The organism is Cognatilysobacter segetis (assembly GCF_004359965.1).
Classification (GTDB): domain Bacteria; phylum Pseudomonadota; class Gammaproteobacteria; order Xanthomonadales; family Xanthomonadaceae; genus Cognatilysobacter; species Cognatilysobacter segetis.
In genome coordinates this window covers 1-14558 of the sequence record NZ_SMRQ01000047.1, presented here as the reverse complement: position 1 = coordinate 14558, position 14558 = coordinate 1, and the positions used below count along the sequence as shown (strand labels likewise).

Genomic DNA, 14558 nt, shown 5'->3' with positions numbered 1-14558 from the left:
GGTGGGGCCGCGCGTGGGCAACGACGGCCAGCGCTTCGCCGTCGGCGCGCGCAACGTCGTCACCGCCAGCGCGGAGTACGAGCAGTACCTCAACGACCGCTGGGGCTATGCCGTGTTCGTCGACACCGGCAGTGCGTTCAACCGCCGGCCCGACATGCACACCGGCGTCGGCGTCGGCGTTCGCTGGCGCTCGCCGGTGGGGCCGGTTCGCATCGATGTCGCGCACGGGCTGAACTCGCCCGACTCGCCGTTCCAGATCTACCTCGGCCTCGGAGCGGAGCTTTGAGCCGCCTGCCCGACGCCACGCCGACGCCGGCCGATGCGCCGACGCCCGACGAGCGCGAGGCGCGCATCCGCGAGCTGCGTGCGAAGCGCCGGGCGCGCATGCGCCGGCTCGCGCTGCGCAGCGGCATCGGCACCGGCGTGGTGCTGCTGCTCGTCGGCGTGTTCGCGTACTGGCTGCTCACCACCATCGCCGGGCGCGATCTGCTGCTCGCGCAGATCAAGGCGCGCCTCCCGGCCGATGCGTCGCTGACGTGGACACGCGCGGAAGGCCCGGCTTCGGGCCCGATGACGCTGCACGGCGTGCACTTCCGCTGGAAGAAGCTCGACTTCGTCGCGCGCCGCGTGGTGCTGGACCCCGCGCTGCGTCCGCTGCTCGGCCGCAAGCTGCGACTCGACGCGCTGCAGGTCGACGGCGCGACGCTGGACCTGCCGCCGAGCGATAAGCCCTTCGAGCTGCCGCGCTGGCCCGACTCGCTGCCGCAGATCACCGTGCCGCTGGCGCTGCAGGCCGACGACATCCGCGTCGACGGCCTGCGCATCACGCGCGAGGCCGCGCCGCTGATCGACATCCGCCGGCTGCGTGGCGGGCTGGACGCGTCGACCGGCCGGCTCGCGCTGTCGAACGTCGCCATCGACAGCGACCGCGGGCGCTTCGCGCTGCACGGCACCTATGCGCCGCGCGAGCGCTACCGCACCGACCTGCAGGCCACCGCGCTGGTGCCGGCGAAGAATTCGCGCGCGCCGCTGCGGCTGGGCTTCGTCGCGCGCGGCGACCTCGACGCGATGGACGTCGCGCTTGCGGGCGCCGCGCCGGGCCCGGTGCGCGTGATGCTCACGCTGCGCGGCGCCGATCGCCCGCGCTGGACGTTCGCGGCGAGCGCGCACGACGTCGACACCGCCGCGCTCGGCGGCACGCCCGGCGACCCGCCGCAGACGACCGACATCGACTTCAGCGCGCGCGGCACCGGCGGCGACGGCCGCCTGCAGGGCGCGATCGTGCGCGGCGATTCGCGCATCACCGTGCATCCGTCCGTGGTGCACCTCGAACAGCAGGTGCTCGGCTTCGCGCCGCTCGACGTGGAATTGCTCGGCGGGCGTGTACTCGTGCGCGGGCGCGGCGACTTCGGCGAACGCCACAACGCGCGCGTGGACTATTCGATCGCCGCGCGCGACCTGCACTGGGGCGAGGGCGCGGCGCGCGTGCGCGCCGATGCGGACGTCGGCATCGCGGGCACGCAGTCGCGCTGGGCGGTGAACGGACGCAGCCGGCTCGCGCGCGGGGGCCGGCAGGCCGACGTGTCGCTCGTCGGCAGCGGGCGACAGGCGATGCTCACGGTGCAGCAGCTGCGCGCGCGGATGCCGACCGGCGTGCTCGACGCGAACGGGCGCGTCACGTGGCGCCCGCAGCTGGACTGGAACCTGCGCGCGCGGCTCGCCGGCTTCGATCCGGGCTACTTCGTGCCGGGCTGGGACGGCGCGCTGCGCGGCACGCTCGCTACCACCGGGCGGCGCGTCACGGGGCAACCGCTGCAGGCGCAGGTCGAGCTGCCGAGCCTCGGTGGGCGCCTGCGCGGTCGCCGCATCGGCGGCAGCGGCAATGTCCACGTCAACGACGGGCTGTACCGCGGCGTGCTCGCGCTCACCGTGGACGACGGCCGCCTGCTCGCGCAGGGCGAGGCCGGCTTCGCGCCGCTCGCGCGCTGGAACGGGGACGCGCGCCTGCAGCGCTTCGACCCGTCGTTCCTGTTCGACGGCTGGCGCGGCGCGGTCGATGCGCAGGTGCATACCACCGGCACGCGGCGCGTCGGCGCACCCGGTACGCCCGTGGTGCTCGATGCGACCTTCGACGTGCCGCGCATCGGCGGCACGCTGCGCGGTCGCGCGCTTGCCGGCCACGGCCGCGCGCAGCTGCACGGCGGCGACGTCACCGGCGAGGTGCAGCTCGCCGCCGGCGCGAGCCGCCTCGATGCGCGCGGCCGCATCGGCGACCGCCTCGACATCGATGCACGCCTGATGCCGGTGCAGCTCGCCGACCTTCTGCCCGATGCACGCGGGCTGGTGCGCGGCACGCTGCGCATCACCGGCCCGCGCAACGCACCCGACATCGCCGCCGACCTCGACGGTCGCGACGTGGCCTTCGCGAACTACCGCGTGGGCACGCTGGTCGCGAAGGGCCGCCTGCCCTGGCACGCGGGCGGTGCGCCAGGCGCGCTCACGCTGCGCGGCACCGGGCTGCAGGTGGGCCTGCCGATCGATGCGATCGACGCCGACGCGCGCGGCGCGGTGGAGGCACTGCAGCTGCACGCGACCGGGCACGGCCCCTCGGGTGCGTTCGCGCTCAGCGGCGGCACGCGCAAGGTCGCGAGCGACTGGCAGGCAACGCTCGCCAGCCTGCAGCTCACGCCGACGCGCGGCGCGCCCTGGCAGCTCACGCGCGCGACGCAGCTGCGCTTCGGCGGCGGCCGCCTCGCGCTCGCACCGAGCTGCCTCCGCTCGCCCGCGGGCGGCGAGCTCTGCGGCTCGGCCGACTGGCCGCGCCGCGGCGCCGACATCACCGCGCGCGGCCTGCCGCTCACGCTGGTCGCCGGCTACCTGCCCGCGCGCGCCGACGGCACGCCCTGGCTCGTCGACGGCAACATCGATGCGCAGGCGCAGATCCGCCCCGCCGGCGGCAGCTGGCGCGGCACGGCGCGCGTCACGTCCGCGCAGGGCGGCTTCCGCATGGACGCCTCGCAGCGCGAGCCGCTGCTGCGCTGGCGCACGCTCGACGCGCGCGTGGCGTTCGATCCGCAGCGCCTGCAGGTCGACCTGACCTCGGGCCTGTTCGACCGCGGCCGCGTGCAGGGCCGCGTGGCGATGGGCTGGGCCGCGCACGCGCCGCTGTCGGGCGACATCGCGATCGACACCGACGAACTCACGTGGATGGAGCTGCTGTCGCCCGACATCGTCGAGCCGCGCGGTCGCATCGACGGCCGCATCACGCTGGGCGGCACGCGGCTGGCGCCGCAGCTGGGCGGCCATGCGCAGCTCACGAACTTTTCCACCGAGATGCCGGCGCTCGGCATCGAGCTGACGCAGGGCGTGGCCACGCTCGACGCGCTGCCCGACGGCACCGCGCGCATCGACGGCCGCGTGCGCTCGGGCGAGGGCGTGCTGAACATCAATGGCCGCCTCGGCTGGCGCGGCACCGGCGCACCGCTGCAGCTCACCGTGCGCGGCACCAACGTGCAGATCGCCAACACGCGGCAGCTGCGCGCGGTCGCCAATCCCGACGTGCAGGTGACGACGTCGGCGGGCCAACCGATCCGCGTCACCGGCACGGTCGTGGTGCCATCGGCGCTGCTGATGCTCGAACGGCTGGACAGCGCGGCGAAGACCTCGCCCGACGTGGTCGTGCTCGACCCGATCGATCCCGAGGCCAAGGTCAAGACGCCGGTCGCGCTCGACCTCACGCTGGTCGCCGGCAACGACGTGCGCCTGCAGGGCTTCGGGCTGGACGGCAAGCTCGCCGGCCGCGTGCAGGTGCGCAGCGCACCCGGCGGCGACCTCACCGCGCGCGGCCGCATGGACGTGTCGGGCCGCTACGTCGCCTACGGGCAGCGGCTCGACGTGAGCCGCGGCGCGCTGACCTGGACCGGCGGCGCGATCGGCGATCCGCTGCTCGACATCCGCGCCGAGCGCGACGTCGGCGGCACCACCGCGGGCATCGACGTCACCGGCCGCGCGAAGTCGCCGCGCGCGCACGTGTGGTCGAGCGACGGCGGCACGCAGTCGGAAGCGTTATCGATGCTCGCGCTCGGACGCCCGCTCGGCAGCGTCGGCGGTGAGCAGGGGCGGCAGATCGGCGCGGCCAGCGCGGCGCTGTCGGCCGGCGGCTCACTGCTCGCCTCGGAGCTGGGCGCGCGCCTCGGCCTCGACGATGCCGGCGTGATCGAGAGCCGCACGCTCGGCGGCAGCGTGTTCGGCATCGGCAAGTACCTTTCGCCGCGGCTGTACATCGGCTACGGCGTGTCGCTGTTCGGCGCGGGCCAGGTGCTGACGCTGAAGTACCTGATCCGGCGCGGCGTCGACATGACGTTCGAATCGAGCAGCGTGGAGAGCCGCGCCTCGATCAACTACCGCAAGGAACGCTGACCGCTCACGTCGCCGCACCGCGCCGCGCGCTAGCGTCGAACGACGGCACCCTCCGGAGCGCGATCATGAGCAAGCTGCACGACGACCAGCCCCGCAACGAGGAAGTGCGCTTCGAGCAGGGCGAGCTGCGCAAGCCCGACGATCGCACCGACCAGCCCGGCCAGGGCGCGGACCTCACGCCGCCGAACGACGGCCACATGCGCGACCTGCGCCGCGACCCGGCGGCCGAGCCACGGACCGAGACGGCGCCTGCCGGCACCCGGCCGGCCGACGGCGGCAACGCCGGCCCTCAGGTGCCCTGACGGGTCTCGTCGGCGCTGCGCGCGCTGTCGCGACCGGTTTCGGTATCGCGGCCGGCGGCGCTGCGCAGGCGCGTGCGCTCGGCTTCGGCACGCGTACGGCGTTCGCGGTCGCTCTCGTGGCCGGAAGCGGTGGCGGTGCGTTCGGTGTCGTCGAGGGGACGGCGGTCCATGGCGGGGCTCCTGCGAGGGTCGTGCGAAGCGTCGCGCGTGGCGTGTAAAGGCGCGTGAGTCCGCGCATGAAAAAAGCCCGCGCCGGAGCGCGGGCTTCGTGGCGTGCGACGCGCTGGAATCAGCCCGCGCTGCCGCCGAGCTTGCCCTGGATCTCCTTCGCGCGATCGAGGTGCTTCTGCACGGCATCGCGCGTGGTCTGCAGGTGCTGCTTGATCGCGGCGTCGGTGGCCGCGGGGATCAGCATCGTATCGAGCTTGGTCAGCGCGTCCTGGTGGCCCGCGACCATCGCGTCGATATACGCCTTGGCGTACGCCTCGCCGTCGAGCGCGGCCAGCTGCTGCATCTCGGCCTCGCCCTTGGCCTTCATGTCGGTCATCGCGGCGTTGTCGGCGGGCGCGCCGCCGTTCTTGTCGAGCAGCGCCTTGGTCGCGGTCATGTTCTTGCCGTGCTCGGCCTTCATCATGTCGGCGTACGCGGCGACGTCGCCGGTGACCTTCTTCGACTTCGCCTGCTCGGCCGCCTTGACCTCGTGGTCGTTGACGAGGTTCAGCATCGCCAGCGCTTCCTGCTGGCTCGGCGGCGTGGCGGTGGCGGCCGCGCCGGTGTCGGCGGGCGGCGTCGCGGTCGGCGTGCCCGTGGCGGTCGTGCCGGCGTTCGTGGCGTCGTTGGCGGCCGTGTCGGTGGTGGCGGCCGGCGGGTTGTTAGTGCCGCCGGCGGCATCCTGGTTGCGGTTGCACGCGGTGGTCGCGCACAGCATGAGCGCGGCGGCGGCGAGGGCGAGCGGGGTCTTGGCGTTCATGGGGTCGTCTCCGTCTATGGATACTGCGTCGGGCGCGAGGATCAGCCCGGGAGGGGCCGGACGGCGACGCTAGACCTGTTCAGTGTCACGCTCCGTGAAGGCGTGGCCGCTGCGCGCGGTCGCGCCTGTTGCGCGCCGACGGGCGGCGCGCCGCGCTCGCGCATGGGCATCCCGGTAACGGGTCCGTTACGAATTCCAGCGACCGTCGACGCCATCCGCATCCCGCTGTCGCTGGGTGTTGCAGGCATCACTTGGCTTTGTCGACCGCCGGCATGTCTCGCAGCGCGTGCTGGGCCGAGCCGGTCCGCCAGCGGGACGATGACGCGTTGAATCGCGTGCACACCATCTTAGTTAACGGCGCGGGAACTCGAAGCCAGGTGCTTCCTGTCCCCGGCCGCCAGCGCCAATCGTGTGCTGCGCGTACTGCCCGCGTGCATCCGCCACGCAATGTCCAGCGCAACTCATGAACCTATTCGCTTGCGCGGGACGCGCCGCCCACCGCCTCATGCATGGCGGTGCGCGTGGACGCTACTGATCGCATGGAACGAAGGCTTGCACGCGGACGCGCGCGTCGTATGCATCGCCGTATCTCTCAGCCATGGCGATCTGCACGCAGCGCACGACTATTCGCGCAACTCGATGCGACGTCATGCGTTGCACGGTGACGTAACGTCCACGTCATTGAACGCTTCAGTGAATACAGCCGTTGCACACCTGCTTTCAACGCGTGCGTAACGCCCGAACGGCTTTACTCGATCCCGAAGACAACGACGGATCACGAACACAGACAGCATCGAGGGCGATGCTACCGAGGACGCAAAGGGCCGGCTCCGGCCGGCCCATCCCAATCCCCCCACGGAGATGACACATGAACCAGCAGAACAACAACAACAACGAGCGTCGCGAAGGCCAGGGCCAGCAGAACGAACGCCGCGAAGGCCAGGGCCAGCAGCAGAACCAGCAGCGCCGCGAGGGTGGCTCGCAGCAGCAGAACGAACAGCGCCGCGAGGGCGGCTCGCAGCAGAACAACCGCGACGAGCGCCGCTGAGCGACGCGGGCGGCCACGCACGTGGCTGCCCGTTTCCCTGCAAAAAGCGCCTTGGCCTGTGCCGGGGCGTTTTTCTTTACCGCTATTGGTTGAGCGACGCCGATCGAGAGGTTGCATGCGACCCGTCACCCCGGAGGATGTCTACCAGCATCGCCATCTGCAGGACCTGAGCGGCTCGGCGCGGCATTCCAACGCCGTGTTCGTGATGTCGCGGGCCCATGAAGGCAGCAGCGGCTACCGGTCCACCGCCTGGCACGTGGACACGCGGGATCCGGCGGCACGTGCGCGACGCCTCACCACGTCGCGGTTCAATGCACGCTCCCTTCTGGTATCGCCCAACGGCACGCGCATGGCGTTCCTATCGCAGCGCGACGACGCCAAAGGTCCGCAGGTCCACGTCATCCGGCTCGACGGCGGCGAAGCGCGCGCACTGACCCGCACCGATTCGCAGGCCGCGATCTCGAGCCTGCTTGGCTGGTCGTCGGATGGCCGGCGGTTGCTCGCGCTGCAGGTGGTGAAGTGGCGGGAGGACGACAATGACGATCCAGATGCGAAGAACCGTCCGATCGTGGTGCGCTTCCTGCCCTACAAGATGGACGGCTCCGGCGTGCAGGTCGGCTCGCGCACGCGCCTGGTCGCGATCGACGCGGCCTCGGGCGCTGTGCATCCGCTAGTCGAGGGCGACTTCGACGTCAGCGATGCAACCTGGTCGCCCGACGGACGATGGCTCGCGTTCTCGCGCAAGCGGGACGGCCAGCAGCGCCACCAGGCCGACCTGTGGCTCGCGGACGCGGACGGCGCGAATGCACGGCGGGTCACCGCCGATCTGTATTCGGTCACCGGCCTGCGCTTCTCGCCGGACAGCCGGCGCATCGCGTTCGCCGCCGGCCACATCGAGGGCGACTCCATCGTCGGGCTGTATGTGTACGACATCGAGCGTGGCGCGCGGCGCTGCCCGGGCGGCGACGAGCTGCAGCTCGAAGGCGCGAGCATCGTCTGGCATCCCGACGGCGATCGCGTCGCGACCATCCTCGCGCATCGCGGACTGTTCGCCATCGGAGTCGTCGACGTCGCCAGTGGCGAGGCGCGCGTGCTGCATCGCGGCCTGCGCCACGTGACCGCGCTCGCCCCGAGCGGCGACGGGCTCGCCTTCGTGGCGGCGTCCGTCCGCCGGCCCGACGAGCTGTTCCGCGTGGACTGGTCCGGTGCCGACGAACGACGGCTGACGTCGTTCAACCGCAAGTGGTTCGGCGAGCGCATCCGCCCGCGCGTCTACAAGCGTCGCTTCGACGTGCCCGATGCGAAGGGCGGCACCGAGCGCATCGATGCGTGGGTGCTGTTGCCGCCACGGGGCGGCGGCCCGTTTCCCGCGCTCGTCGACTTCCACGGCGGTCCGCAGAGCGTCACGCTAATCGACTTCGCCAGCCATCTTTACTGGTATCCGCTGATCGCGAAGGGCTACGCGGTGATCGCGCCGAATCCGGTCGGCTCGGGCAGCTACGGCGCGGAGTTCGCGCGCCGGCTGACCGCGCACTGGGGCGAGTACGACCTGCCGCAGGTCGAGGCGGTGATCGCACGGCTGCGCGCGGAAGGCGTCGTGGGCGACGCGCTGGGTTGCTACGGCAAGTCGTACGGCGGTTACCTCAGCGCCTGGAGCGCCGCGATGAGCGACACGTTCCGCGCGGCGGTGGTCAGCGCGCCGGTGACGAACCTGCAGTCGCACGGCGGTACGTCCGACACCGGCTACTACGTCACGCCCTACGCGATGGACGCCGAACTCTACGACTCGGCCGAGCAGTACGCGCGGCTGTCGCCGGTGGAGCATGCCGCGCGGGTCGACACCGCCACGCTGTTCCTCAACGGTCAGGACGACCAGCGCTGCCCGGTCGGCCAGTGCGAGGAGATGTACGCGAACGTGGTGCGTGCCGGCAACACGCGGTCGATGATGGTGATCTACCCGGGCGGCTCGCATTCGCTCGCGGGCAGCGGGACGCCCGCGCACCGCGTCGACTATCACGACCGCGTGGTGAAGTGGATCGAGTCGCACGTGCGTGCCTGAACGCCGTGCCGCGCGCGGACGGACGGCATCGACCGCCTGACGCCGGGATCACGCCGTCGCTGGCACCGTGGGCCGCCTGTTCCCCGTGCGACGGAAGATGCCCATGAATGCGATCGAACTGCTGAAGGCGGACCACGAAAAGGTTCGCGGCCTGTTGTCCCAGCTCACCGATACCACCAAGCGCGCCGAGAAGACGCGCACCCAGCTGCTCGAGCAGATCCGCATGGAGCTCGACGTGCATACGCAGATCGAAGAGGAGATCTTCTATCCGGCGTTCAAGGAAGCGGTCGGCGAGTCGGACGACGAGGCCACGGTGTTCGAAGCGCTGGAAGAGCACCGCGCCGCTGGCGAGCTGGTGCTGCCCGACCTGCTTGCCACCGACGTCACCAGCGATCGCTTCAGCGGGCGTGCGAAGGTGCTGAAGGAACTCGTCGAGCACCATGCCGACGAGGAAGAGAAGGAGATGTTCAAGACCGCGCGCCAGGTGCTCGGCCGTGAGCAGCTCGACGAGCTCGGCGCGCAGATGGCGGCGCGCAAGAAGGAGCTGATGGAGATGGGCCCGGACCGCATCGAGCTGCTGAAGAAGCAGCGCGGTCAGGTCGGCTCGGAGCAGGCACCGCCGCGTCAGTCGCTGCAGTAACCGTCGACCGCGTTTCGAACGATGCACGCCGCATGACGGGCATCGTCGTTCCCGGACTCAGGCCACGCGGCTGCGCGCGTCGCGCATGAGGTGCACCAGCAGCAGCGAGATCGCCGCCGGCGTGACGCCCGGAATGCGTTGCGCCTGCCCCACGGTCTGCGGCCGCACGCGCTCGAGCTTCTGGCGCACTTCGGCCGACAGCCCGCGCACGCAGTCGTAATCGAACGCGGCCGGGATGGCGGTGTCCTCGTGGCGCCGGGCGCGTTCGATCTCCTCGCGCTGGCGATCGAGATAGCCCGCGTACTTCGCACCGATCTCCACCTGGTCCGCGACGGCGACGTCGTCCACCGCGGGGCCGAGCGACGGCACGCGCATCAGCTGCGCGTAGTCGAGCTCGGGGCGGCGCAGCAGGTCGATCGCGTTCGCCTCGCGGCTGACCTCGATGCCGAGCGTGTCGGCGATCTCGCGGCCTAGCGCGTTGTTCGGCGCCGCCCACGTCGACGCCAGCCGCGCGTGCTCGCGCGCGATCGCCTCGCGCTTGGCATCGAAGCGCTGCCAGCGCGCGTCGTCGACCAGGCCGAGATCGCGGCCGACCGGCGTCAGTCGAAGATCGGCATTGTCCTCGCGCAGCTGCAGGCGGTATTCCGCGCGCGAGGTGAACATGCGATAGGGCTCGCTGGTGCCGTGCGTGGTGAGGTCGTCGACCAGCACGCCGAGGTAGGCCTCGTCGCGACGCGGGCTCCAGCCGGCCTCGTCGCGCACGGAACGCGCGGCGTTGACGCCGGCGAGCAGGCCCTGCGCCGCGGCTTCCTCGTAACCGGTCGTGCCGTTGATCTGGCCGGCGAAGAACAGGCCGTCGATCGCCTTGGTTTCCAGCGTGGTCTTCAGCCCACGCGGGTCGAAGAAGTCGTATTCGATCGCGTAGCCGGGCCGCGTGATGTGCGCCTGCTCGAAGCCGCGGATGCTGCGCACGAGTTCGAGCTGCACGTCGAACGGCAGCGAGGTCGAAATGCCGTTCGGATAGATCTCGGCGACGTCGAGGCCTTCGGGCTCGACGAAGATCTGGTGCGAGGCCTTCTCGGCGAAGCGCACCACCTTGTCCTCGATCGACGGGCAGTAGCGCGGGCCGATGCCTTCGATCTGGCCGGTGTAGAGCGGCGAACGGTCGAGCGCGCCGCGGATGATCTCGTGCGTGCGCTCGGAGGTGTGCGTGATCCAGCAGGACACCTGTGCCGGATGGTCGAGGGTGCTCCCCATGAACGACATCACCGGGCGCGGATCGTCGCCGGGCTGCTCGTCCATCACCGCGTAGTCGAGCGTGCGGCCGTCGATGCGCGGCGGCGTGCCGGTCTTCAAGCGGTCGACGAGGAACGGGCCTTCGCGCAGTTTCGCGGCGAGCGTGGTTGCGGGCGGATCGCCGGCGCGGCCGGCCGCGTACGTGGTCGCGCCGATGTGCACCTTGCCGGCAAGGAAGGTGCCGGCGGTGAGCACGACCGCGGGTGCGAAGAAACGCAGGCCGGTCTGGGTGAGCACGGACTCGACGCGACCGTTCGCGAAGCCGATATCGTCGACCGCGGCCTGGAAGAGCGTGAGGTTCGCCTGCGATTCGACCGCGCGGCGGATGTACGCGCGATAGAGCGACCGGTCGGCCTGGCAGCGCGTCGCGCGCACCGCCGGGCCCTTGCTCGCGTTGAGGCGCCGCCACTGGATGCCGGCGGCGTCGGCCGCGCGCGCCATCACCCCGCCGAGCGCGTCGATCTCCTTGACCAGGTGCCCCTTGCCGATCCCGCCGATGGCCGGGTTGCAGCTCATCGCGCCGACGGTTTCGATCGAATGCGTGAGCAGCAGCGTGCGCGCGCCGGAACGGGCGGACGCCAGCGCGGCCTCGGTGCCGGCATGGCCGCCGCCGATCACGATCACGTCATAGCGATGGAAGTCGGAAGGCATGGCTTCGGTTCGTCGGTCCGGTGCCGCGGCCGGCTGCACCGGTGGCGGGCGCACATTCTCGCGCACCGACCGCGGGCGCGCGGCTGAACGGCGGAGTCGCCCGCGTCAGCGCCTGACCGTCGCGGCCGGGCATGGCCGCGCAGCGTCACATCGCGGCCGCGTGCGCGCATCGATTTGTGTGATCGCCGTTGGACTTGCCGCGCCAATGGGCGCGCGCGCGTCGCTGGCACGCTTCGTGCAGTCCCTTTCCTGCACCCAGCGGGGCAGGCGCTTGCGTCGACCGGCATTGGAACAGGGGCTGGTCAAGCGCCCGCGGGGAAGCACGGAGGGCCGGATGTCGGGGGACGTCCGGCCCTTCATCTTTTTTTTAGGGGCGCGGCCGCGCGGTCGCGGGTGCCGGCCCCCGGCGAGGGGGCGGAACAGGGGGGATCCGAAGATCCTCGCCGGGAACCGACGCAGGCGTCGCAAACGCGACCGCCGCGCAAGCGCGGCGGTGCGTCCCTACTGTGCGGCGGCACCGGCGGCCCTGCAAGCCGCCGTCGTCACGCTTTACTCGTCCTGCTGGCTGGTCCGGCGGCCACGGCGGATGAGCTGGCCCATCGCCGAGCCGTCGCCATTGCCGTTGCGGATGCGCGGCGCCACCTGCGGCTGCGGCATCGACGGGGTCGGGATGCTGCTGCTGCCACCGCCGCCGTCCATGCCGCGCCGGCGACGCGTGATCTCGTCGAGGTTGCGCCAGGCGCCGCCGTCGGGGCGATGGTCGCCGTCGCGGTGGTCCGGGCGCGGCGGGCGGTGCGTGTTGCGCGGATAGCCGTAGTACGGGTTGCCGTAATACCCGCCGTACGGATTGCCGTAGTACGGACGCCCGTAATAGCCATAGCCGCCGTAGCCGTAGCTGCCCCAGACCGACAGGCCGGGACGGTACGGGCCGTAGTACGGATAGCCGTAGCCGGGGTACGCGCCGTGATAGCGGTACTCGGTGCTGGGCGCGCCGTAGTAATAGTCGCCCTGGCCGTTGCCGCGATAGCCGTACGGGGCGGTGGTCACGCAACCGGCGAGCAGCGCGGTGGCGGCGAGCGGAACGAGAAGCCTGCGGAACATGTGACACCCCCTGTAACGGACGATGCAGCTTCGGCCGATCGGATTGAACTACCGCTTAACTTTTCCGGCCGGCGCCTCGGCCTGCCTGACGTGTTCAGCCAGCGTCGCGCCCGGGTCGCCCGGGCCGCACACAGCGGTGCGCGAACGCGGATTGCCGGGCATCGATGCGCCTGCGAGCATCGCATGCCCCCGCCCCGGAGTCGCCCATGTCCCGCCTGCACCGCGTCTCGGGACGCTCGCGCCTGGGGCTCACGCTGAGCCTGGTCACCGCGCTGTGCTGGGCAACCCTGCCGGTCGCGCTCAAGGTGACGTTGCAGGCGGTCGATCCGCTGACGCTGACCTGGTTCCGATTCCTCGTCGCCGCGGTGCTGACCGCCGGCTGGCTCGGCGCGCGCGGCCGGCTGGGCGGGCTGTCGACGCTGGGGCGCCGCGGCGGCGCACTGCTCGCGCTGGCCGCGGTGATGCTGGTCGGCAACTACGTCTTCTACCTGCTGGGCGTGGGCCGGACCTCGCCGGGCAATGCGCAGTTGCTGATCCAGCTCGCGCCGCTGCTGATGGCGCTGGGCGGCATCCTGGTGTTCGGCGAGCGCTTCCGCGCGGCGCAGTGGCTGGGCCTGGCGCTGCTCGTCGCCGGCCTCGGCCTGTTCTTCCGCGACCAGCTCGCGCACGTCGACGCCACCCCCGGCCATGCCGGCACCCATGCCTACCTCGTCGGTTCGCTGCTGGTGGTGGTCGCCGCGCTGGTGTGGGCGGTGTACGCGCTGGCGCAGAAGCAGCTGCTGGTGAAGCTGGGGTCGATGCAGATCCTCGGCGTGATCTACGTCGTGGCGACGCTGCTGCTGTGGCCGTTCGCGCATCCCACGCAGCTCGCGCGGCTGGACGGCCTGCAATGGGCGCTGCTGGCGTTCTGCGCACTCAATACCGTGGTCGCCTACGGCGCCTTCGCCGAGGCGCTCGCGCACTGGGAAGCCTCGCGCGTGTCGGCGGTGCTGGCGGTGACGCCGCTGCTCTGCCTCGGCGTGGTCGCGCTCGTGCACGCGGCATGGCCGTCGACGCTCGCACCCGAGCCGATGTCCACCGTGGGCTGGGTCGGCGCGGCGCTGGTGGTCGCGGGCTCGACCACCGTGAGCCTGCTGGGGCGCCGCCGCGCGGCATGACGTCGCCGTAATGCACGCGGCGGGCGTCGAGCCACTACCCTAGTGCGCTGTTTCCCGCCGCGCCCCATCGCATGACCCACCCCGGTTTCGACGACGTCCTCGCCGCGGCCGCGCGCATCGCCCCGCATGCGCACGTGACGCCGGTGCTGACCTCGCGCACCCTCGACGCACTGGCCGGCGCGACGCTGCACTTCAAGGCCGAGCACCTGCAGCGCATCGGCGCGTTCAAGTACCGCGGGGCCTGCAACGCGGTCTGGGCGCTGGACGAGGCCGAGGCGCGACGCGGCGTCGTCACGCATTCCTCGGGCAACCACGGCGCCGCGCTCGCGCTCGCGGCGCGCGGTCGCGGCATCGCCTGCCACGTGGTCGTGCCCGAGGGCGCGGTGCCCGGCAAGCTCGCCGCGATCGAGGCCTACGGCGCCACGCTGCACCGCTGCGCGCCGACCATCGCCGCGCGCGAGGCGATGTGCGCCGAGCTGCAGGCCTCGCTCGGCGCGCGGCTCGTACATCCGTACACCGATCCGCTCGTCATCGCCGGCCAGGGCACCGCCGCGCTCGAACTGCTCGCGACGCAACCGCTCGACGCGATCGTGGTGCCGGTGGGCGGCGGCGGGCTGGCGTCGGGCACGGCACTGGCGATCGCCGGCGCGTCGCCGCGCACGACGCTCTACCTCGCCGAACCCGCCGGCGCGGCGGAAACCGCGGCCTCGCTCGCCACCGGCGAGCGCGTCACCGCCTTCACCCCCGACACGATCTGCGACGGCCTGCGCGGCACGCTCGGCGCGATCAACTTCGAGCTGCTGGAGGCGCACGGCGCGCAGGCGCTGGTGGTGGACGATGTCGCGACGCTCGCCGCGATGCGGCTGGTGTGGACGCGCATGAAGCAGTTGATCGAGCCTTCGTCGGCCGTCGCGC

General features: G+C 72.0%; 12 protein-coding genes. 8 read left to right on the top strand and 4 right to left on the bottom strand.

Annotated features, from left to right (window positions below):
- From E4F61_RS10745 to E4F61_RS10735, 3 genes are all read left to right on the top strand, one after another.
- Positions 1–286: BamA/TamA family outer membrane protein (locus E4F61_RS10745; protein WP_162301471.1), on the top strand; the 286-nt coding region annotated here is incomplete at its 5' end.
- Positions 283–4419, top strand: coding sequence for a translocation/assembly module TamB domain-containing protein (locus tag E4F61_RS10740; RefSeq protein WP_133479661.1), 4137 nt, complete (start codon positions 283–285; stop codon positions 4417–4419). The genes E4F61_RS10745 and E4F61_RS10740, both read left to right, overlap by 4 nt.
- 65 nt (positions 4420–4484) lie before the next feature.
- Positions 4485–4721: a hypothetical protein gene (locus E4F61_RS10735; protein WP_133479660.1), complete on the top strand. Its 237-nt coding sequence runs from the start codon at positions 4485–4487 to the stop codon at positions 4719–4721.
- Here the strand turns inward: E4F61_RS10735 and E4F61_RS10730 are convergent.
- Positions 4709–4891 (bottom strand): hypothetical protein, encoded by a 183-nt coding sequence (locus E4F61_RS10730; RefSeq protein ID WP_133479659.1) that lies wholly within the window; start codon positions 4889–4891, stop codon positions 4709–4711. The two genes, E4F61_RS10735 and E4F61_RS10730, sit on opposite strands and share 13 nt — an antisense overlap.
- A 119-nt stretch (positions 4892–5010) precedes the next feature.
- Entirely contained in the window at positions 5011–5691 is a 681-nt protein-coding gene (locus E4F61_RS10725) for a DUF4142 domain-containing protein (RefSeq protein ID WP_133479658.1), read from the bottom strand.
- A gap of 868 nt (positions 5692–6559) precedes the next feature.
- Between E4F61_RS10725 and E4F61_RS10720 the strand changes: the two genes are divergently transcribed.
- From E4F61_RS10720 to E4F61_RS10710, 3 genes are all read left to right on the top strand, one after another.
- Positions 6560–6739 carry a hypothetical protein gene (locus E4F61_RS10720; RefSeq protein ID WP_133479657.1) on the top strand — a complete coding sequence of 60 codons (180 nt, stop codon included), beginning with the start codon at positions 6560–6562 and terminating at the stop codon, positions 6737–6739.
- Between the two features lie 115 nt (positions 6740–6854).
- Positions 6855–8798, top strand: coding sequence for a S9 family peptidase (locus E4F61_RS10715; protein WP_133479656.1), 1944 nt, complete (start codon positions 6855–6857; stop codon positions 8796–8798).
- Positions 8799–8901: 103 nt separating this feature from the next.
- The gene (locus tag E4F61_RS10710; protein ID WP_133479655.1) at positions 8902–9438 is read left to right on the top strand and encodes a PA2171 family ribosome-binding persister protein; all 537 of its coding nucleotides are present in this window, start codon (positions 8902–8904) and stop codon (positions 9436–9438) included.
- A gap of 57 nt (positions 9439–9495) precedes the next feature.
- Here the strand turns inward: E4F61_RS10710 and mnmG are convergent, their stop codons facing one another.
- Positions 9496–11385: a tRNA uridine-5-carboxymethylaminomethyl(34) synthesis enzyme MnmG gene (gene mnmG / locus E4F61_RS10705; RefSeq protein WP_133479654.1), complete on the bottom strand. Its 1890-nt coding sequence runs from the start codon at positions 11383–11385 to the stop codon at positions 9496–9498.
- 549 nt (positions 11386–11934) lie between these two features.
- Complete coding sequence (locus E4F61_RS14900; protein ID WP_238382896.1) at positions 11935–12486, bottom strand: hypothetical protein; 552 nt, start codon at positions 12484–12486, stop codon at positions 11935–11937.
- 206 nt (positions 12487–12692) lie between these two features.
- Between E4F61_RS14900 and E4F61_RS10695 the strand changes: the two genes are divergently transcribed.
- Both E4F61_RS10695 and E4F61_RS10690 read left to right on the top strand, forming a co-directional pair.
- On the top strand, positions 12693–13643 hold the full coding sequence (locus tag E4F61_RS10695; protein ID WP_133479653.1) for a DMT family transporter: 951 nt from the start codon (positions 12693–12695) through the stop codon (positions 13641–13643).
- 71 nt (positions 13644–13714) lie between these two features.
- Positions 13715–14558: pyridoxal-phosphate dependent enzyme (locus tag E4F61_RS10690; protein WP_133479652.1), on the top strand; the 844-nt coding region annotated here is incomplete at its 3' end.

Bases quoted from the DNA above. Each gene is read 5' to 3' on its own strand.
- E4F61_RS10735 (WP_133479660.1), top strand. From the start codon at position 4,485: ATGAGCAAGCTGCACGACGACCAGCCCCGCAACGAGGAAGTGCGCTTC.
- E4F61_RS10730 (WP_133479659.1), bottom strand. From the start codon at position 4,891: ATGGACCGCCGTCCCCTCGACGACACCGAACGCACCGCCACCGCTTCC.
- E4F61_RS10725 (WP_133479658.1), bottom strand. From the start codon at position 5,691: ATGAACGCCAAGACCCCGCTCGCCCTCGCCGCCGCCGCGCTCATGCTG.
- E4F61_RS10720 (WP_133479657.1), top strand. From the start codon at position 6,560: ATGAACCAGCAGAACAACAACAACAACGAGCGTCGCGAAGGCCAGGGC.
- E4F61_RS10715 (WP_133479656.1), top strand. From the start codon at position 6,855: ATGCGACCCGTCACCCCGGAGGATGTCTACCAGCATCGCCATCTGCAG.
- E4F61_RS10710 (WP_133479655.1), top strand. From the start codon at position 8,902: ATGAATGCGATCGAACTGCTGAAGGCGGACCACGAAAAGGTTCGCGGC.
- mnmG (WP_133479654.1), bottom strand. From the start codon at position 11,385: ATGCCTTCCGACTTCCATCGCTATGACGTGATCGTGATCGGCGGCGGC.
- E4F61_RS14900 (WP_238382896.1), bottom strand. From the start codon at position 12,486: ATGTTCCGCAGGCTTCTCGTTCCGCTCGCCGCCACCGCGCTGCTCGCC.
- E4F61_RS10695 (WP_133479653.1), top strand. From the start codon at position 12,693: ATGTCCCGCCTGCACCGCGTCTCGGGACGCTCGCGCCTGGGGCTCACG.